The following is a 19,508-nucleotide window of genomic DNA, read 5'->3' as shown; positions in this document are numbered from 1 at the left end:
TCATGGGATCGGTGACGACATGAAGATCGAGAACGTGCCCTTCGCTACCACGGACTGGTCGGCCGTGCCGGTGACCGAAGCGCCCGGCGAAACCGGAGTCGTCCGCGCCCGGATGGTCGAGGCCGGCAGTCTGCGCCTGCGACAAGTCGAGTTCTCGGCGAATTACCGGGCGGATCACTGGTGCCCGCGCGGGCATGTCGTGCTGGTCCAACAAGGTGCGCTGACCGTCGAACTGGGCGACGGCCGGCGCTTCGACACCGTGGCCGGCATGAGCTTCCATGTCGCGGACGACGATGGTGAACACATGATCTATACGGCCACAGGTGCCACGGTGTTCATTGTCGATTGAGATCGGCGGCTAGTGCCGCTTCAACGACTGGCCGACCACGCTGCGCAGGGTCGCCATCCGATAGGGCTTGGACAGGATCGGGCCATGCGGATGGTTGTCGTTGCCCGCAAGCGTGCCGGCATAGCCCGTTGCGTAGACCACGGGTATGGTCGGCCGAATTCGGCGGATCGCGTCGGCCAGCTGAAAGCCGTTCATCCCCGGCATCTGGACGTCGGTGAAGATCAGGTCGATCGGCGCCGCACCGGCGACGATGGCGAGGGCTGCGGCCGGATGCGACGCTTCGATCACGGCATAGCCCAGGCTTTCGAGCAAGGCATGGGTCACGTCGCGAATATCGCAATCGTCCTCGACCAGCAGGATTGTGGGTGGTTGCTGTTCCATGTCTCTACAACAGCCAAATCTAAAGAAAGATCCCGACAGACGACATGGCGGCCATGAGGCTGGAGCCGGACAATTTCCCAGTGTGGCGGAAAATGCCGACATTTGGAGACGGTGCGATTTCGCGATCGCACATTTTTTCCTCTGTCGATCGTTTGCCCCGCTCTCATCGACGCCATCGCAGGAACGTTCGGCGCGCCGCAGGGTTTGCCAATCGAGCATCGCGGGCGCGAGTTCGCGACCGCGATGGAACGAGATCCTTCGGATGGCGAAATCAAGATGTTGAAACCGCTCGCCGTATCGGCCCTGGCGCTCTGCTGCTTCGCCAACCTGCCGGCATTCTGTGCCGATGTGCCCGCCAACTACGACTATCCCTACCACGACAGCTGGCTTGCGACCGCCTCGGTCGCCTTGCTCAAAGACCCGAAGCTGCCCGAGAAGCAGGTCAAGGACCTGACCTTGCTTCCGGCCCGGGCGCGTACGCCGCTGTTCGAAGACAGGTCGCGCGTCTATTACGTTACCTATCGCCAGGAAAAGCCGGCCGATCTCGTCGTGCTGATTTCGGGGCTGGGGTCGGTCGCCGAAGATCCGCTGGCGCTCTACCTGGGCGGCCAGATCTTCGCCATGGGCTACAACGTCCTGGTCGTGCCGGACGCGTTCAACTGGCAATTCGCGCTGGGTGCCTCGGCTTCGGGCTATGTCGGCATTCCCAGCGTCGATGCCGGCGATCTCGAGAATTTCATCGTCCGGGCGCGCGACCATGCGGTCCGGGTCGACGGCATGAAGATCCGGCAGACCAAGCTCGTGGGCTATTCGATGGGTGCCTTGGAAGGCGCCTTCCTGGCCGCCCGCGAAGCGCAGCAACCGCGGCTGAAGTTCGACAAGGTCGTGCTGCTCAATCCGCCGGTCGATACGTTCTACGACCTGCACATGCTCGACAGTCTGGCGGCGACGGGCGAGAACTGGTCGGCCGACGAGAAGAAGACGGTCAAGGCGCGCGCCTTCAAGCTGGTCGCCGACGCCAACCTGACCGATCCGCAGGGGGCACCCTATTTCCGCGATCTGGCCCAGCAGAACACACTGACCGACGACCAGCTGAAGTACGTGCTGTTCGGCCTGTTCCGCAACAGCCTGACCGACGTCATCATGGTGACGCAGCAGATCAGGGACGAGGGTATCCTCAAGAGCCCGGCCAACAAGACCAGTCTCGATGCGCGCGAAAAGGAAGCGGCGCAATACGGTTTCGAGGATTACCTCAGCAAGTTCGTCGAGCCCCAGCTGGGTGGCAAGCGGGCGGCGAGCCAGTTGTTGAAAGACGAGACGCTCTATGGCTTGCACGACTTCCTGGCGAGCCATCGGGAAGTCGAGGTCTTCCACAATGCCGACGATTTCCTGCTTCGACCCGAGGACCTGGCCTATCTGAAAACGACGCTCGGCGCGCGGCTGACCGTGTTCCCCCATGGGGGTCACATGGGCAATATCTGGTATCCGGCGAACCAGCAGATGCTGGCCCAGGCGCTCGACCGCGGTCCTGTGCCCGATCCGCCGGCACCGGTCGTGGCTCCCGCAGCACCGACGGACGCCGTCGCGACGGCGCCCGAGGCGCCGGTACCTACGCCGGCGACACCGGAAACGCCGGCGGTTGCGACCGCCGGCGCTCCTGGCGTTCCCTCGGTCGATGGCGCGCCGATCGTTCCCGTACCGGAGCAGGCGGCGACAGCGCCGGAACCGGCGCCGCAAGGTACGCAGGCGTCTGCCCCGACGACCACGCCGCCCGATACCGCATCGGTCCCGGCGACGGCCGCGATCGTCCCGCCCACATCGCCGTCCGCCGATCTGCCGGCAACACCAGCCGCGTCGGCCCTGTCGCCGCCGGTGGCGTCGCCCGCACCGGTCACGGCGGTGGTGACTGCGCCCGTTTCGCCGTCGAGCGCGCCGGCCTCCGCCCTGTCGCCAGTCGGGGCGGTCGAAACGTCACAGGATGCCGTCAAAGCCGGGATGTCGCCGGCCGATCCGGTCGCGGCCCCGGCGCCGCTTCTTCCGACACCCCCGGTGCCGGCCACGACGGACGATCCTCTGGCGCCCCTGCCGGGCACGACCACCACAACAACGACGACCACCACGACCCCCGACGCGACCTCGACCTACACGGTCAAGATCCCGCAGATCCCCGCGGCGACGCCATCGGTCACGCTCCCGGCGGATCCTCATCCGCCATCCTGACGCTCGAACCGTTGCGCGAACGGGTTCGTCTCCGCGCAACTTATCGAAAGCTGCCGCGTTTCTCTGAAGGGCGATCCACCTTGGGATCGCCGCCGGTTCGAGGGTGTCGATGAATATTGCGCCTGCCGAGCGCATCGGGCGGATCTACTGCCCCGATTGCGGCCTCGCCCAAAGCCTGCCGCCGGTGCCCCACCATTCGGTGGCCGATTGCGCGCGTTGCGGCTCCACCCTGCTGCGCCGGATCCCAGGGGGCGTCAGTGCCGCACTGGCCCTGGCCGCCGCGGCACTCCTGCTGTTGCTGCCGGCCAATTTCGAACCGCTGATGATCGTGAGTTTCGAGGGCAACGAACGGCGCAACCTGACGATTACCGGGATGACCTCGCTGTGGGATGCCGGCTATCCCGTGCTGGGCGTTCTGGTCGGGTTGTTCAGCGTGGCGGCGCCGGTGCTGTGGCTCGCGTCGCTGGTGCCGTCGCTGTTCCTGGTGCTGCGCGGCGAGCGGCGGCCCTGGCTTGGTTGGCTGTTCCGTCAGGCGACCCGCCTGCGGCCCTGGGCGATGACCGAGGTCTATCTGCTCGGCAGCCTCGTCGCCTATAGCCGTATCCGCGATGTCGCCAGCGTCGAGATCGCGCAGGGGGGCTGGGCTTTCATCGCTTTTGCCCTGATCGTGCTGGCGATCGATGCGGTGCTCGATCCGCGCGTCGTCTGGCGGGTCATCGGCCCGGGCGCGCTGCCGGGAAGCGAGACCGGCGACGTGATCGATTGCCTGGAATGCGGGCTGATCGCGCCTCTGGATCGGGAGGGCACGATCTGCCCGCGCTGCGCCGCCCGGCTGCATTGGCGCCGGCCCGACTCGTTCACACGAACGGCAGCGCTCACGGCTTCGGCCTTCTTTCTCTACATCCTGGCCAACATCCTGCCGATCCTGCGCATCGTGCGCTTCGGCCGCGACCAGCCCTCGACGATCTTCGCCGGCGTGCGCGAATTGCTGCAGTCCGGGTTGTGGCCCTTGGCCCTGATCGTGTTCCTGGCCTCGATCGCGATCCCGCTGATCAAGCTGACCGGGCTCACCTGGTTCCTGCTGGCGATCCGGCGGGGATTGACCCGGCGGGTGATGGCGCGGACCCGGCTCTACCGGTTCATCGAAGGCATCGGCCGATGGTCGAACATCGATGTCTTCATGATCTCGATCCTGACCGCGCTGGTGCAGTTTGGCAGCCTGACGCGGGTCGAGGCGGAACCGGGTGCGATCGCCTTTGCGGCGGTCGTGGTGCTGACCATGCTCGCCTCGCAGTCGTTCGATGCGCGGTTGATGTGGGATGTGGTGGAGAGCGGGAATGAGTGAAGGCGAGAGCACGGCGCGCGTCCGGCGCAGCCGGCTGGTGGCGATCGTCTGGCTGGTTCCGATCGCGGCTTTCCTGGTTGTGGTCTGGGTCGGTTTCCAGACCTTCGCCGATCATGGCCCAACCGTGACCATCACCTTCACCTCGGCCGACGGGCTGGAGGCGGGGCATACCAAGATCCGGCACAAGGACGTCGACGTCGGCACGGTCAAGAGCGTCGTGCTGACCAAGGACATGAGCCATGTCGAGGTCACCGCCGTGCTGGAACGGCAGGTCGAGGATCACGTGACCTCGAACTCGCGCTTCTGGATCGTGCGCCCCCGTGTGACCGCGGCCGGCATCACCGGCCTCAACACGCTGGTGTCCGGCGCATATATCGAGATGGACCCGGGGCAGGTCGGTCAGCCGACCGATCATTTCGCCGGCCTCGAAGAGCCGCCGGTCGTCGACGAGGCGGACGTGCCCGGCACGCGGTTCACGCTGCATGCCGACGACCTGGCTTCAATCAGCCAGGGGGCGCCACTCTATTACCGGGGCATCAGCGTTGGCGAGGTGCTGGGCTATCAGCTGGGTGCACAGGCTCGGCAGACCGACATCTTTGTCTATGTCCGTGCGCCCTACGACAAGCTGGTGCGGCCCAAGAGCCATTTCTGGAACGTCAGCGGCGTCTCGATCTCGGCCGGCGCCGGCGGGTTGCGCGCCAGCACGCGCTCGCTGCAGGCGCTCATCGCCGGCGGCATCGGCTTCGACACGTCGGATGCGGCGATGTGGGAAGTGGCCAGCAAGACGGGCGCGGAATTCCACCTCTACAACAGCCAGGACGAGGCCGACCAGCAGCCGACCGGGCCGACCGTGACCTACATCGCTCATTTCCCCGGCAGCGTTCATGGCCTGTCCAGCGGCGGGACGGTCGAGCTGCAGGGCATGCGGGTCGGTCACGTGCGCGACGTGCATCTGGACTACGACGCCGCCAGCGGAACACTGCGGGCGCCCGTGACCTTCGACATCGACCCGACCCTGCTGCCGCTCGAGAAGAACAAGACGGGCGACAATCCCGTGCCGCCGATCGAGTTGATCAACCAGGCGATGGACCGGCTGGTCAAGCAGGGGCTGCGCGCCCGGCTGGGCTCGGCCAACCTGCTGACCGGCGAACGGCTGATCCAACTCGAGTTCGTGCCGGATCAGGCGCCGGCCGCGATCGACTATAGTGGGCCGCAGCCGCAGATTCCGACCGTGGGTTCGGGCGATCTCGATGCGCTCTCGACCTCGGCCAACCAGTTCATGGACAAGCTGGCGAACCTGCCGATCGCCGAAATCGGCATGGGATTGCACAACATCATTGCCCATGTCGATCAGGCGACGACCGGGCCGGAGCTGGGCCGCGCGGTCAAGTCGCTCGATCGTTCGCTCGCCAACCTCGACCAGATCACGCAGAAGACGAACCAGCAGATCGGCCCGACGCTCGAAAGCCTTCACCGGACGGCCGACGCCGCCGATCAGACGCTCGAGGCGGCGCAACGGCTGATGGGGGCCGGCGGCGACCGTAGCCGCGACCTGCCGGCGCTGATCCACGAGCTCACCGATTCCGCGCGCTCGATCCGCGCGCTCACCGACTATCTCGACCAGCATCCGGAAGCGCTGTTGCGCGGCCGGACGGGCTCGGCCCGTTAGGAGAGGGAAGATGCACGCCCGCCGCCTCGCCGCCGTCGGTTTCACGGCCCTGCTCGCCGCCTGCGCCAGCGCGCCGACTCGGTTCCACACGCTCGACCCGGTGGCGTCGGCGAGCCCGCCGGCCGGGCGCCTGTCGGCCGTGCCGGTCCGCCTCGACAGCGTCACCGTCCCGCCGGAGCTGGACCGCCCGCAGATCGTGCGGCGGGCAGGGCCCGGGCGGCTCGACATGGCCGACGACGATCGCTGGGCCGGCGCGCTCGACGAACTGGCGCGGGGCGCGCTCGCGGCCGATCTGGCGCAGCGCCTGCCGCCGGGCGCTACGGTGCGCCAGGACGATCCGGCGCCGCCGCGGTCGTTGCACAAGCTCGATGTCGTGATCGAGCGGTTCGAGGGCACGATGGCCGGTCCGGTCACGCTCGTTGCCCGCTGGACCTTGCTGGGCGAGGGGGCCGAGCAGGCGCTCGCCCGGCACGAGGAGCATATCGAGGTGCCGGCCAGCGGTGATATCGACGGAACGGTCACCGCCATGAGCGCCGCCCTCGGCATTCTTGCCGACCGCATTGCGGCGCAGGTCCGCTAGCAGGCGGTGCCGCCGGACCGATAACGCGTCCTCGCGGCTTCAAGCGCCTCGTCGCACAAATCACCCTTGCAAAATGACGGGGCGCCTGACGCTTGCCTATTGCTGCAGTGCAATGTAATCAGCCTATGCCCTCTTCACGGCAGCCTGACGATTCCTTTCTCGCGAGTTCGGCAAGACATGAGCAATCTGCAGAAGCAGCGCGTCCTCGAAGTGCGTCATTGGACCGATACCCTGTTCAGCTTCAAGGCGACCCGGGATCCGTCCTTCCGGTTCCAGAACGGCCAGTTCACCATGATGGGCCTGGAGATCGACGGCCGGCCGCTGCTGCGCGCCTATAGTCTGGTCAGCGCCAACCATGAAGAGAACCTGGAGTTCTTCAGCATCAAGGTCGCGAACGGTCCGCTGACCTCGCGCCTGCAGCACCTCAAGGTCGGCGACGAGATCCTGGTCGGGCGCAAGCCGGTCGGGACCCTGCTGCTCGACAATCTGCTGCCAGGCAAGACGCTCTACCTGCTGTCGACCGGCACCGGCCTGGCGCCGTTCCTGGGCGTGATCAAAGACCCGGAAGTGTACGACCGCTACGAGCGCGTCGTGCTGGTCCATGGTTGCCGCCACGTGGGCGAGCTCGCCTATCAGGAACTGATCACCGACGAGCTGCCGAACAACGAATTCTTCGGCGACATGGTGCGCGACAAGCTGTTGTATTACCCGACCGTGACCCGCGATGCTTTCCGCAACCAGGGCCGCATCACCGACCTCATCCGGTCGGGCAAGCTGTTTTCCGACCTGGGCCTGGCGCCGTTCGATGCCGAGGGCGACCGGATCATGCTGTGCGGCAGCCCGGGCATGCTCAAGGACACCCAGACCATCCTCGAGGAACGCGGCTTCGTCGAAGGCTCGAGCTCGAGCCCTGGTCATTTCGTCATAGAGAAGGCGTTCGTCGAGCAATAGCCTACGCGAGCGACCCCTCCGCTAAAAAGGGCGCCTCGGCAACGGGGCGCCCTTTTTGATTCCTGGAAGAAGTGTGGCCTCGATCGCGTGCCGAGGCTGCGGGCCCCATGAAAAAGGGCGGCACCGGAGTGCCGCCCCTTCGGATCACACCACCGCGGGGTGGGGATGTTCCGGCTCCGGCTTTTCTTCCGGGACCACGTGATGGTCGCCGGCGATCAGCATGTACACCGCCGGCACGACAAACAGCGTGAACAGGGTGCCGATGGTGAGGCCGGTCGCGATGACCAGGCCCATGTTGAAGCGGGATACGGCGCCGGCGCCGCTCGAGAAGATCAGCGGGGCGACGCCCAGCACCATCGCCGCCGTGGTCATCAGGATCGGCCGCAGACGAACCGTGGCGGCGCCTTCGATGGCCTCGCGCTTGGTCTTGCCTTCCGCCTGCAACTCATTCGCCACCTCGACGATCAGGATGCCGTGCTTGCTGATCAGGCCGACCAGCGTCACGATTCCCACCTGGGTGTAGATGTTGATGGTGGCGCCCCCGATGCCGAGGCTGAGGAAGATCAGCGCGCCGGCGATGGCGGTCGGCACCGACACCAGGATGATGATCGGGTCGCGGAAGCTCTCGAACAGGGCTGAGAGCGACAGGAAGATGATGATGAGCGCGAAGCCCATCGTCACGAAGAAGCCGCCGGATTCCTGGATCGCCTGGCGGGACTGACCGCCATAGTCGACCGAATAGCCGGCCGGCAGCGTGTCATGCGCGATCTGCTTCAGCGCGTCGAGTGCCTGGCCCATCGACACGCCCGGCGCCATTACGCCCTGGATGGTGGCGCTGTTGAGCTGCTGGAAATGGTTCAGCGACTCAGGGACCGTCTTGGTCGAGATCTTGGCCAAGGTCGAGAGCGGAATCGCGGTGCCGGCCGAGTTGCGGATGTAATAGTCGAGCAGCTGTTGCGTGTTCTGGCGCGACTGCTGGGCGACCTGGGGAATGACCTTGTAGGACCGGCCGTCCAGGCTGAAATAATTGACGTAGCCGCCGCCGAGCATCGACGCCATCGCGCCGCCGATGTCGCTCATCCTCAGGCCCAGTTCGGCGGCCTTGTCGCGGTCGATGTCGATCGTCGATTGCGGCTGGTCGATCTTGAGGTCGGTGTTGAGGAAGATGAACAGCCCGCTCTTCAGCGCCGCACCCAGGAATTGCTGAGCGATCGGGTTCAGCCGGTCGAATGAATCGGTCGAGTTGATGACGAACTGGATCGGCAGGCCGTTGGCGCCGGGCAGCGAGGGCAGCTGGAACGCCACGATCTGCGAACCCGCGATGCCGGCCAGTTCCGCCTGCATCGCCGGTTGCAGCTGGTTGGACGTGAGCGCGCGTTGATCCCAGGGTTTCAGCACCATGCCCGCGATCGACTGGCCGGGTGCGTCGATCTGGAACACGTGGTCGGTTTCAGAATGCTTGGCGAACGTCTCGTAGACCTGCCGGTTATAAAGCTGGCGCTGCTGCAGGGTCGCCGTGGGGGTCGAGGTCGACAGTGCCACCACGACGCCCTGGTCTTCCTGCGGCGCCAGTTCCTGCTTGGCGCCGAGCCAGAGCGGGGCCAGCGACGCCAGGATGATGATGCCGAACAGATAGGTCACCGGCCGGTAGTTCAGGCTGCCGTGCAGCCAGCGCTGGTAGCCGCGGCGGATGCCGTTGAACCGGCGATCGATGAAATCGACGATCCGTTCTTCCCAGCCGCTGCGATCGTGGCTATGCGGCTTCAGGATGCGCGACGACATCATGGGGGTGAGGGTCAATGCCACCACCGCCGACACCGTGACGGCGCCCACGAGGGTGAAGGCGAACTCGGTGAACAGCGCGCCCGTCAGGCCGCTCTGAAAGCCGATCGGCACGTAGACCGCGATCAGCACGACGGTCATGGCGATGATCGGCCCGCCCAGTTCGCGCGCCGCCTGGATGGCGGCGCCGACGGGTTTCATGCCTTCTTCGAGATGCCGGTTGACGTTCTCGACCACGATGATCGCGTCGTCGACGACGAGGCCGATCGCCAGCACGAGTGCCAGCAGGGTCAGGAGGTTGATCGAGAAGCCGAAGGCGGCCATCAGGATGAAGGTGCCGACGAGCGACAAGGGAATGGCGACGGTCGGGATCAACACAGACCGCGGCGAGCCCAGGAACAGGAAGACGACGACGGTCACGATCAGCAGCGCCTCGATCAGCGTGCTCTCCACTTCGCTGATCGAGCTGTTCACGAAAGCCGTCGAATCATAGACGATCTCGCCGTGCAATCCGGCGGGCAATTGCGAGAGGATGTCCGGGAAGGCCGCGCGTACGCCATCGATCACCTGCAGCAGGTTGGCGGCCGGCGCCACCTGGATGCCGATATAGACCGCCTTCTTGCCGTCGAAGCCGACGGTCGCTTCATAGCTGTCGGCGCCCAGTTGCACGTCGGCGACGTCGCCCAGGCGAACGATCGCGCCGTTGGCCTGTTTCAGGACCAGTTTCTTGAACTGGTCGACCGTATGGAGGCTGGTCGACGCGCTCAGATTGACCTGGATCATCTGGCCTTTGGTGTTGCCGACGCCCGAGATGTAGTCGTTCGCCTGCAGCGCCGCGGAAACATCGGCCGCGGTGAGGCTGTAAGCGGCGAGCTTCATCGGATCGAGCCAGGCGCGCAACGCGAAGCTCTGCTGGCCCAACAGCTCCGCAGTCTGCACGCCTTCGACCGACTGCAGCTTGGGCTGGACGACGCGAACCAGGTAGTCGGTGATCTGGTTGGACGCCAGCACGTCGCTGTTGAAGCCGATGTACATGGCGTCGATGGTCTGCCCGACCTTGACCGCCAGTGTCGGCTGCTGCGATCCGGGCGGCAGCTGGTTCAAGACCGAACTGACCTTGGCCGAGATCTCGGTCAGCGCCTTGTCGGAATCGTAGTTGAGGCGAAGGTTGACGGTGATCGTGCTGGTGCTGTTCTGGCTGGTCGACGTCATGTAGTCGATGCCGTTCGCCTGGGCGATGGCATTTTCCAGCGGCGTCGTGATGAAGCCGGCGATGACGTCGGGATCGGCACCGTAGTAGGTGGTGCTGACGGTGACGATCGCGTTTTCGGTCCGGGGATATTGCAGGATCGGCAGGGAAAATGCCGCGCGCAGGCCCAGGACCAGGATCATCAGGCTGACGACCGTGGCCAGAACGGGCCGGCGTATGAAGAGATCGGTGAAATTCATCGTCCGGTCCGCCTGTTACTGGTTTTCCTTGATGACGGGATTGGCGTCATTCGAGGGAACCACCGAATTATTGATGACGACCGGACTGCCGTTGCGCAGCTTGACCAGACCGGCGGTGACCACCTGGTCGCCCGCCTTGATGCCCTTGAGGATGGCGACCTGATCGCCCCGGGTATCGCCCACGGTCACGAACACCTGGCGCGCCTGGAGCTTGGCCTGGCCCTTGTCGTCCTTGCCCTGGTCGTCGACCAGGTAGGCGGTGCTGCCATAGGCGTTGTAGGTGATTGCCGTCTGCGGCAGCGTCACGAACTGCTGCGGCGTCCCGGTATCGATCGAGGTGGTGGCGAACATGCCCGGCAGCATCCTGTGGTCCGGGTTCTTGAACGCCGCCCGGATCTGCAGATTTCGGGTCGCGGTGTCGACCTTGGGATCGATCGCCACCAGCTCGCCCGTGAAGCTCTGGCCCGGATAGGCGTCGATCACCGCTGTCACCTTCTGGCCGAGTTGCAGCTGGGAGAGCGCCTGCTGCGGCAGGGTGAAGTCGACGAAGATCGGATCGAGCGCCTGCAGGGTTACGATATTGGTGCCGGCTTGCAGATACTGGCCGATGTCGACCTGCCGGATACCGAGGCGGCCGTCGAACGGCGCCTTGATGAACTTCTTCGCCACGATGGCGCGCTGCTGTTCGGCCAGGGCGAGATCGTTCTTCAGGTTGGCGGCATCGGAGTCCAGGACCTGCTGGCTGACCGCCTCGACCTTGAACTGCTTCTGGTCGCGCTCATAGGTGATGCGGGCGAGATCCGCCATCGCCTCGAGCGAATGCAGCTTCGCCACGTCATCCTCGGAGCGCAGCGTCAGCAGCGGGGCGCCGGCCTTCACGTCCTCGCCGGACTTGAACTGGATCTGGTCGACGATGCCCGGCACTTCGAGCGACAGGTCGGCGCCATTGACCGCGCGCACGGAGCCCACCGCGCTCAGCTGCGGCTGCCACGGCTGCTGGCCGGCGACGGTCGTCGCCACGGTCTGGGGCTGGTTGCCGAAGCCTGCGAGGAATTGCTTGATCATCTTGGCCCTGAAGGCCTCGAAACCGAAGATCCCGCCCAGCACCAATGCGACCAGCAGCAGCATGATGATCATGCGTTTGGCCATCGAAAACTCTCCGTTTTTGAACGCGCCGCGTTACAGGGCTGCGTCAGTCATCCGTTGGGCGGCACCGCTGTCTTTTGCGGCGACATCGCTGCGATTCCACCAGCCACCGCCGAGAGCCTGGAACAGGGCGGCAGTGTCGGCGTAGCGGGCGGCCTGGGCTCTGACGAGCCCGATGTGCGCCTGCTGATAGGTTTGTTGGGCGGTAAGCAGCGTCAGGAACGAGATGCCGCCGGCCTGGAACTGCGCCTGGGACAGGTTCAGGCTGTCCGCGGCCGCCGTTTCGGCCGCCAGTTGCGCCTTGAGCGCGTCGGCATCGGAGGTCAGCGCGCGGAGCGCGTTGGCGACGTCCTGGAAGGCGGAAAGGACGGTCGAACGATATTGTGCGGCTGCCTGGTCGAACGCGGCATCAGCCGCACGCTTGGTGTGCAGCAGCTTGCCGCCGTCGAAGATCGTGCCGGTGGCGCTGGCGCCGATGCCCCAGACGCTGCTGCCGGCCTGGAACAGTTTGCCGATCTGCAGGGCCTGCAGGCCGAGATCGCCGGTGATGGTCAGCTGCGGCAGCTCGTTGGCGATGGCCACGCCGATGGCGGCGCTGGCGGCATGCAGGCTCGCCTCGGCCGCCTGGACGTCGGGCCGCTGCTCGACCAGTTTGGACGGCAGCGATACCGGCAGGTCGGGCGGCAGGACGAGGGCCGCCAGATCGAACTGCTCGCCGGTGTCCTGGTTCGGGAAGCGGCCGGCATAGACCTGGATCAGGTTGCGCTCCTGGGCCAGCTGCTTCTGCAGCGGCGGCAAGGTCGCCTGGGTCGCGGCCAGGGTCGATTGCTGGGTCAGGAAATCCGCCCGCGCGACCCCGCCCAGCGACAACTGCCGGCGGACCGTGTCGAGGCTCTTGCTCTCGACCCGGATGATCTCCTCGGTCGCCTGGATCTGCCCGCGCAGCGACGCTTCGGTAATGGCGGCGGTCACGAGGTTCGCGGTCAGGCTGAGATAGCTGGCTTCGAGCTGATAGCGCTGGAACTCGGCCCGCGCCTCGAGCGATTCGATGTTGCGACGCGTACCGCCCCAGATGTCGATCGTGTAGGAGACGTTCGCGCTGGCGCCGTACAGGCTGTAGATCGACGAGCCGAACCCGGCCGACAGCGCCTTCTGGCGCGACCCGGACAGATTGCCGGTGAGCGTGGGGTAGAGCGCGCCGTCGCCGGCCAGCACATTTTCCTGGGCCTCGCGCAGCGCTGCCTGGGCGGCGTCGAGATCCGGGTTGGCCTTGAGCGCGGTCTCGACAAGTTTGTTGAGCGGCTCGGAATGATAGAGCGACCACCATTCGCCCGGAATGTCCTGACCATCGACCAGGCGTTGCGCGGCACCACCGGCGACGTTGGCCGACGTGGTCTGCTTCGGCAGGGCGTCGGTGCTGTATCCGGCGTCGATCGGCGCGGCCGGAGCTTTGAAATCCGGTCCGACGGCGCAACCGGCAACAAGTGCCAATGTCGCTGAAGAGGCCGCCCGGGCGATAATGCGCCTTGAGCTCGTCACGTCTTGATGCTCCTGGAAGCCTGACAATCGGTGGGAACGCCCGCGGAGGCGCGGGATGCTGCGGAAAATTTAAGAAACTATTGCGTTTCTTGACGCCAGGAAGCTAGGGATACGGCTCTCGGGAGTCAAGTGAGCGGGCGCAATATTCTGAGGAACCTGCCAGCCGCTTCTCTGTTTGAGAGAGTTCGGGGCGGATCATGTCCCACATATCCGATCGTCGCTTGCTGTCGGCCGCCAAGCGGCCTAAGTAAGAAACCATGGAGTTTCCTATCCGCACGACCTGCGGCGATGCGCGACCACCGACGCGCGGATAGGCGGAGGAGCGACATGGTCGATTGCATCACGGCGATGCGGTGTTGCGGCCCGCGTCTGCGCGGCCGTCCGAAGCCCATTTCCGAGGACGAGCGGCGCGGCCGCCTGATCCAGGCAGCCGAAGACGTGTTTATCGAGCGGGGCTACGGCCTGGCCACGATGGATGACGTGTCGCGCCGCGCCGGCATGTCCAAGAAGACGATCTATCAGCTGTTCGCGACGAAACAGGCGCTGTTCGCGGCGCTGATCGCCCAGTACACCGAACATCTGATGACGCCGATCAAGACCGACGACGGGACGCGCAGCCCACGCGTCGTGCTCGAGGATTTCCTGCGTCAGCTCGCGCGCTTCGTGCTGTCGCCGCGTCAGGTCGCGATGCACCGTCTGGTGATTTCCGAGGCGCTGCGGACTCCGGAGCTGGCCCAGGCTTTCCTGCGCGAAGCGATGGATCACGGCAAATGCACGCTGGTGCAGTGGTTCGAGCGCCAGCGCCAGCGCGGCGTGCTCAATGTCGACGATGCCGACGAGGCGGCCAGCATTCTCTGCGGCTTCGTCATCAGCGAGCCGCAGTTGCGTCTGCTCTATGGCCAGGACGAGCCGCCGACCTGGGCCATGATCGATCGCCGGGTCGAGCGCGGGCTCGACATCTTCTTCAAAGGCACCGGCGCGGAACCCACCGTATCGATCTGATGCGAGGGGCTCCGCGCCGAGGCGTCAGGCCGTCGGTGCCAATTCCGGCTCGCGACCGATCAGGGCCGGCGATTCGCCGGGGGCCAGCAGCCACTTCCAGATGATCGCGCCGATGGCGGCACCCAGCAGGGGAGCAAGCCAGAACAGCCAGAGCTGGCTGGATGCCCCCGTCGTCGAGAAGAAAGCGACGGCGGTGGAGCGTGCCGGGTTGACCGACGTATTGGTGACCGGGATCGAGATCAGATGGATCAGGGTCAGGGCGAGGCCGATGGCGATCGGGGCAAAGCCCACGGGCGCCGCCTTCGACGTCGATCCCAGGATGACGATCAGGAAGCCTGCGGTCAGCGTGATTTCGATGATGAGCGCCGAGACCAGGCCGTAGTGTCCGGGCGACAGGTCGCCATAGCCATTCGAAGCGAAGCCGCCGGCGGCGAACGTGGGCGAGCCCGATGCGATGACGTAGAGAAACGTCGCGGCCGCCAAGCCACCGATCACCTGGACGATCCAGTACGGGATCAATTCGCTCCAGTCGAACCGGCCGGCGATGGCGAGACCCAGCGAGACGGCGGGATTGAAATGACCGCCGGAAATTCCGCCCACGGCATAGGCCATGGTCAGGACGGTGAGACCGAAGGCGAACGAAACGCCGACGAAGCCGATGCCCAATTGAGGGAAGCCGGCCGCGAGCACCGCGCTGCCGCAACCGCCGAAGACCAGCCAGAAGGTACCGAAAAATTCGGCCGCGAGTTTCCTGCCCATCGTAACCCCCGTCGATTGAAAACGACTCATCATCTTCTAATGCGAAGTGTTGTCCGTTTCCAGGGAATTGCAGGGGCATTCCTCCCGCCAAGATGGTTTCTAGTGCGGCGCGATCCTGGCGAGCAGGACATGGCTGCCGCTGTCGCCCGCCAGCATCATCGTCCCGGCCGCCCGGTCGAGCCGGAGCGTATCGCCCTCCGGCACGACCCAGGTGCCGAGTGGGCCGGCGTCGACCGTCAGGCGACCGGCCAGGGCGTGGAGCAGGACCGTTCCGCCGTCGAGCGGCACTCGCGCAGGCATATCCGTGCCGCGCCACCGCGTCAGGACAGCGGTCGCGCGGGCCGGGTCGAAGATCAGGTTGAAATCGCGGATCGGTCCGTCGACGAGCGTGCACTCGGTCACCGCGTCGCCCGAAAAGGCGTAGGGCGGGGAGTGCAGGTCGAGGGTTGCCGGCGGCCGACCGTCGACGGCGAGGCGCATGCCCGCGCCGGCGACGACCGCGATCAACCGCTCAAATCCCGTGAATGGCGAAAACGGGCCGGAGTCCGGAACGTCGGCAATGCTGAGCCGCCAGGCGAAGTCAGGTCCGGCGCTGGGGCCGAGCGCGATTTCGGTGGTCGTGCCGCGTCCGTTCCGCCACGGCATGGTGCGGTAGAGCGTCGCCGGTAGCAGACTGACGGAGGGAGCCGTCGGGTTCATGCATCCTGCCTGGGGACCCGCCCCAGCCAGTCGAGGGCCCGGCGGAACCCGCGGTCGGTGGGAAAGAAGGCGGCGACGACCAAGTCGGCCTGTCCGCCGCTGCGCCAGGCGAACGGCAGCAGCAGCCTGTAATAGCCCAGTTTCAGGAGCAGCAGATTGAACACCCGCTCGCAATAGTCGGGCTGGCCGGTCTCGATCGTGCGGCGATAGGCGCCCAGCGCCTCGTTCCGGATGGCGCCCGAATACATCTCATCGACATAGCGCCCCGTCGGATCCTCGCCCAGCAGGTCGGCCAGGCGCGTGCCGACCAAGCGATAGCGCGGGCGGAACGACGGCTCGATTTCGACCAGCGCGATGTTGCCGAGGCAGTAGGCGATGTCGGTCGGATCGAGATCGGCGCGCTGGGGCAGCGGCCGATCGCCCTTGAGGTCGTGCCAGTGCTGCAGCAGGCGCCGCAGTTCCGTGGTTCGCATCGCCGGGCGCATCGGACGCTTCGCCTCCGTGATCGGGGGCCCGCCCAGATGCGGCACCATTCGGTGATCTAAAGTCAGGGAAGACATGTCTAGTTTGGGAATCCGATTATCTGCTGAAACGAGCGTGACATTCTGGACGTTAATAGTTGGTCGATATTTGCTCGGATTTGATGCATCGCTCAGGTTTTTCGCATGGCATTTGAGACAAGGACCAGAGAGCATTGCGGGAGCCGTCCGTCCTTCGCTGCGGCGGGGCTCGACAGGAACGAGATGACGCGCGGGCGCGTTGGCCGGAGACGGCGGCGCAACTCCACGATGCGTCGCGCTGATGTTCCCGGGAGTTTCTCATGCGTTGTCGTCATTTCGCCCTGCCGCTTCTCGCCTTGAGCCTCGTCGGCTGCGGCAGCGCCCCGCCGCCGCCGCAGCCGGTCGTCGGTCCCGGCGTCGGTGGCATCAGCCGCAGCTACAATCTGGTCGACGACCAGGGCCGCATCGCCGGGCGGGTCGTCATCTCGCCGCTGGGCGGTGGGCAACTGATCGATCAGAACGGCAATGTGGTCGGACGTTTCGTCCAGCAGTAGCGCGGGCCGGTCGCCGTTCGGCTCTTGCGTCCGTGCGCGGCGGAATCAGCGCTGGACGGCACCCTGCATCCCCTTGTAGCAAGATGGTTCAAAGGCTTAAGGGGGACCAGATGAGCAAGAGCATGCTGCTTTCGATCGGCTTCGCGCTGCTGGGCGCCGCCGCGTCGCCGGCCTTGGCGGCAAGCCCGGCCAACGGTGCCCCTCAGGGCACCAACGGTGCCCCTCAGGGCGCGGTCGCCACGGCCACGGCCGCCCGGCCCGACGTCGTCTTCAACAGCGTCTTCATCTTCTTTCGCAACGACGACGCCACGCTGACCCCCCTCATGGTGAAGCAGGTGACGCGGGCGGCGGAGCTGGCCAAGCAGGGCGGCGCGACGCGCGTCAAGGTCACCGGCTATTCCGACGATGCCAAGCATGCCGAGAACTTGGGTCAAGCTCGCGCCGAGGCGGTCAGGGCCATGCTCGTGAAGGAAGGCGTGCCCGCCGCCGGCATCGAGACGCAGCCGCGCGTCAAGGCGCCGCCGGCCAGCAACGTCGGCGGACCGAACCCGGCCAATCACCGCGTCCGCATCACCCTCATTCGTGCCTTTACAGCACCGGTCGGCCCGCACGACAGCGCACGCTAGCTCCCCGGCCTGGGCGCGCTACCGCCCGGTGAAACGGGCCTCGCGCTTCTCGCGGAAGCTCGCGACCCCTTCGGCCGCGTCCTCGCTCTTCATCAGGCGCAATTGCACCGGGCTCAAATCGGCGACCGCTGCGGCCGGGCCATGCTCGATCGCCTTGCGGGCGTTCTGGATCGTCGCCTGGACCGCGAGCGGTGCCTGCGCCGCGACCCGCTCGGCCAGTTCGATCGCCCGGTCGAGCTGGCGGCCCGTCTCGACGACCTCCTGGACGAAGCCCAGGCGCAATGCGGTCTCGGCGTCGAATTCGTCGCCGGTCAGCAGGTAGCGCATGGCATTGCCCCAGCCGGCCCGTTCGACCATACGGATCGTGGCGCCGTGATTGGCCATGATGCCGCGCTTCACCTCGATCTGACCGAACCGGCAATCCGCCGCGGCTACCACGACATCCGCTCCCAGCATAAGCTCGATCCCGGCGGTGAAGCAGATCCCCTGCACCGCCGCCACGACCGGCTTGGTCCGCAGCGGCGGGCGCAGGTTGTAGGGATCGATCTTGCCCGGCAGGGCCAGGTGCCGGCCGGCCTCGAACCAGGACGCCAGCTGGTCGAGTTGCAGGCCTGCGGTGAAATGGGGTCCCAAAGCATGGAGTACCCCGCAGCGCGCGGCCGGATCCTGCTCCAGGCGGTCGAACGCCTGGGCCAACTCGACCACCATCTTCTCGCTGAAGCCATTGCGCTTCGGCACACGATCGATGCCGATCAACAGCAATTGTCCCCGTTGCTCGACGAGGATACGGCCGTCGGGATGCGGTTCGGTCATGGCGCGGGTTTCCTCTGAAGGGACGAGACCGATCAGGCGCCGATCTCGAACTTGATGCCCTGGGCCAGCGGCAGCTCGCGCGAATAGTTCACCGTATTGGTCGCGCGCCGCATATAGGCGCGCCAGCTGTCCGAGCCGGATTCGCGACCGCCGCCGGTCTCCTTTTCGCCACCGAATGCGCCGCCGATCTCCGCGCCGGACGGGCCGATGTTCACGTTGACGATGCCGCAATCGCTGCCGGCGGCCGACAGGAACGTCTCGGCCTCGCGCAGGTCGGTCGTGAAGATCGACGAGGACAGGCCCTGCGGCACCGCATTGTGCAACCGGATCGCCTCGGCCAGATCGCTGTAGCGCAGTACGTAGAGGATCGGGGCGAAGGTCTCGTGGCAGACGACCGGCGCCTGCTCCGGCATCTCGACCAGGGCCGGGCGGACGTAGAATGCGTCGGGGAATTGCTCGGTCAGCACCCGCTCGCCGCCGGCGACCTGCCCACCGGCTTCGCGGGCGGCGCCCAGGCTCTTCTGCATCATGTCGAAGGCCGCGCGATCGACCAGCGGCCCGACCAGGGTGCCCGCCTCGAGCGGGTTGCCGATCGGCACCGAGCCGTAGGCGCGCTTCAGGCGGGTCACCAGCGTGTCGTAGACCGAATCATGGACGAACAGGCGGCGCAGCGTGGTGCAGCGCTGGCCGGCAGTGCCGACCGCGGCGAACAGGATGCCGCGCACGGCCAGATCCAGATCGGCCGATGGCGCGACGATCATGCCGTTGTTGCCGCCCAGTTCCAGCAGCGCGCGGGCGAAGCGCTTGGCGAGCCGGGGGCCCACTTCGCGGCCCATGCGGGTCGAGCCGGTCGCCGAGATCAGCGGCACGCGAAGGTCGTCGACCAGCACCTCGCCGATGTCGCGCTGGCCGATGATCAGGGCGGACAGGCCGGCGGGAACACCGCCGAACCGGGCCGCGGCCTTCTCGAACAGCGCGTGGGTCGCGAGTGCGGTCAGCGGCGTCTTCTCCGACGGCTTCCACACGCAGGCGTCGCCGCAGACGAACGCGAGGGCCGCATTCCAGGACCAGACCGCGACCGGGAAATTGAACGCGCTGATGATCCCGACGATGCCGATTGGATGCCATTGCTCGTACATGCGAT

General features: G+C 66.2%; 18 protein-coding genes. 9 read left to right on the top strand and 9 right to left on the bottom strand.

The window, feature by feature from the left end; genetic code table 11:
• Window positions 1-19 precede the first annotated feature (19 nt).
• Window positions 20-349: a DHCW motif cupin fold protein gene (locus VGV37_RS09170; protein WP_326879358.1), complete on the top strand. Its 330-nt coding sequence runs from the start codon at window positions 20-22 to the stop codon at window positions 347-349.
• Between the two features lie 9 nt (window positions 350-358).
• Here the strand turns inward: VGV37_RS09170 and VGV37_RS09165 are convergent, their stop codons facing one another.
• The gene (locus VGV37_RS09165) at window positions 359-730 is read right to left on the bottom strand and encodes a response regulator (protein WP_326879357.1); all 372 of its coding nucleotides are present in this window, start codon (window positions 728-730) and stop codon (window positions 359-361) included.
• 276 nt (window positions 731-1,006) lie between these two features.
• Here VGV37_RS09165 and VGV37_RS09160 point away from each other — a divergent pair, with 276 nt between their 5' ends.
• From VGV37_RS09160 to VGV37_RS09140, 5 genes are all read left to right on the top strand, one after another.
• On the top strand, window positions 1,007-2,950 hold the full coding sequence (locus tag VGV37_RS09160) for a hypothetical protein (RefSeq protein ID WP_326879356.1): 1,944 nt from the start codon (window positions 1,007-1,009) through the stop codon (window positions 2,948-2,950).
• Between the two features lie 109 nt (window positions 2,951-3,059).
• Window positions 3,060-4,295 (top strand): paraquat-inducible protein A, encoded by a 1,236-nt coding sequence (locus tag VGV37_RS09155; RefSeq protein WP_326879355.1) that lies wholly within the window; start codon window positions 3,060-3,062, stop codon window positions 4,293-4,295.
• Entirely contained in the window at window positions 4,288-5,964 is a 1,677-nt protein-coding gene (locus tag VGV37_RS09150) for an intermembrane transport protein PqiB (RefSeq protein ID WP_326879354.1), read from the top strand. The genes VGV37_RS09155 and VGV37_RS09150 overlap by 8 nt, the downstream gene beginning before the upstream one ends.
• Window positions 5,965-5,974: 10 nt before the next feature.
• On the top strand, window positions 5,975-6,544 hold the full coding sequence (locus VGV37_RS09145) for a PqiC family protein (protein WP_326879353.1): 570 nt from the start codon (window positions 5,975-5,977) through the stop codon (window positions 6,542-6,544).
• 177 nt (window positions 6,545-6,721) lie between these two features.
• Window positions 6,722-7,495, top strand: coding sequence for a ferredoxin--NADP reductase (locus VGV37_RS09140; protein WP_326879352.1), 774 nt, complete (start codon window positions 6,722-6,724; stop codon window positions 7,493-7,495).
• 144 nt (window positions 7,496-7,639) lie between these two features.
• Here the strand turns inward: VGV37_RS09140 and VGV37_RS09135 are convergent, their stop codons facing one another.
• Genes VGV37_RS09135 through VGV37_RS09125 form a run of 3 tightly spaced genes read right to left on the bottom strand, consistent with a single transcriptional unit; the run spans window position 7,640 to window position 13,411 of the window.
• Entirely contained in the window at window positions 7,640-10,726 is a 3,087-nt protein-coding gene (locus tag VGV37_RS09135) for an efflux RND transporter permease subunit (RefSeq protein ID WP_326879351.1), read from the bottom strand.
• Window positions 10,727-10,741: 15 nt separating this feature from the next.
• Complete coding sequence (locus VGV37_RS09130) at window positions 10,742-11,875, bottom strand: efflux RND transporter periplasmic adaptor subunit (RefSeq protein ID WP_326879350.1); 1,134 nt, start codon at window positions 11,873-11,875, stop codon at window positions 10,742-10,744.
• Window positions 11,876-11,905: 30 nt separating this feature from the next.
• Window positions 11,906-13,411, bottom strand: a complete 1,506-nt coding sequence (locus VGV37_RS09125) for an efflux transporter outer membrane subunit (RefSeq protein WP_326879349.1) — start codon at window positions 13,409-13,411, stop codon at window positions 11,906-11,908.
• A gap of 327 nt (window positions 13,412-13,738) precedes the next feature.
• Here VGV37_RS09125 and VGV37_RS09120 point away from each other — a divergent pair, with 327 nt between their 5' ends.
• Window positions 13,739-14,413 carry a TetR/AcrR family transcriptional regulator gene (locus VGV37_RS09120; protein ID WP_326879348.1) on the top strand — a complete coding sequence of 225 codons (675 nt, stop codon included), beginning with the start codon at window positions 13,739-13,741 and terminating at the stop codon, window positions 14,411-14,413.
• 24 nt (window positions 14,414-14,437) lie between these two features.
• Here VGV37_RS09120 and aqpZ read toward each other — a convergent pair whose 3' ends face one another.
• The 3 genes from aqpZ to VGV37_RS09105 form a co-directional block, all read right to left on the bottom strand.
• Window positions 14,438-15,172, bottom strand: coding sequence for an aquaporin Z (aqpZ, locus tag VGV37_RS09115; protein WP_326879347.1), 735 nt, complete (start codon window positions 15,170-15,172; stop codon window positions 14,438-14,440).
• A gap of 99 nt (window positions 15,173-15,271) precedes the next feature.
• Window positions 15,272-15,871 (bottom strand): HutD family protein, encoded by a 600-nt coding sequence (locus tag VGV37_RS09110; RefSeq protein ID WP_326879346.1) that lies wholly within the window; start codon window positions 15,869-15,871, stop codon window positions 15,272-15,274.
• Window positions 15,868-16,344, bottom strand: coding sequence for a PAS domain-containing protein (locus VGV37_RS09105; RefSeq protein WP_326879345.1), 477 nt, complete (start codon window positions 16,342-16,344; stop codon window positions 15,868-15,870). Before VGV37_RS09105 ends, VGV37_RS09110 begins: the two co-directional genes overlap by 4 nt.
• Before the next feature lie 347 nt (window positions 16,345-16,691).
• Between VGV37_RS09105 and VGV37_RS09100 the strand changes: the two genes are divergently transcribed.
• Complete coding sequence (locus VGV37_RS09100; protein ID WP_326879344.1) at window positions 16,692-16,925, top strand: hypothetical protein; 234 nt, start codon at window positions 16,692-16,694, stop codon at window positions 16,923-16,925.
• 110 nt (window positions 16,926-17,035) lie between these two features.
• A complete protein-coding gene (locus VGV37_RS09095; protein ID WP_326879343.1) occupies window positions 17,036-17,551 on the top strand; it encodes an OmpA family protein in 516 nt (171 codons plus the stop codon).
• An 18-nt stretch (window positions 17,552-17,569) separates the two neighbouring features.
• On the opposite strand, the gene VGV37_RS09090 is transcribed toward VGV37_RS09095, so the two are convergent.
• The gene (locus VGV37_RS09090) at window positions 17,570-18,364 is read right to left on the bottom strand and encodes a crotonase/enoyl-CoA hydratase family protein (RefSeq protein ID WP_326879342.1); all 795 of its coding nucleotides are present in this window, start codon (window positions 18,362-18,364) and stop codon (window positions 17,570-17,572) included.
• A 32-nt stretch (window positions 18,365-18,396) separates the two neighbouring features.
• Window positions 18,397-19,508, bottom strand: a 1,112-nt coding sequence (locus VGV37_RS09085; protein ID WP_326879341.1) for an aldehyde dehydrogenase family protein, incomplete at its 5' end; no start/stop codon positions are given.

This window comes from Aliidongia sp., assembly GCF_035943795.1.
Lineage (GTDB): Bacteria > Pseudomonadota > Alphaproteobacteria > ATCC43930 > CGMCC-115725 > Aliidongia.
Note: the sequence above shows the minus strand (reverse complement) of the source record. Positions and strands in the feature narration are given on the sequence as shown.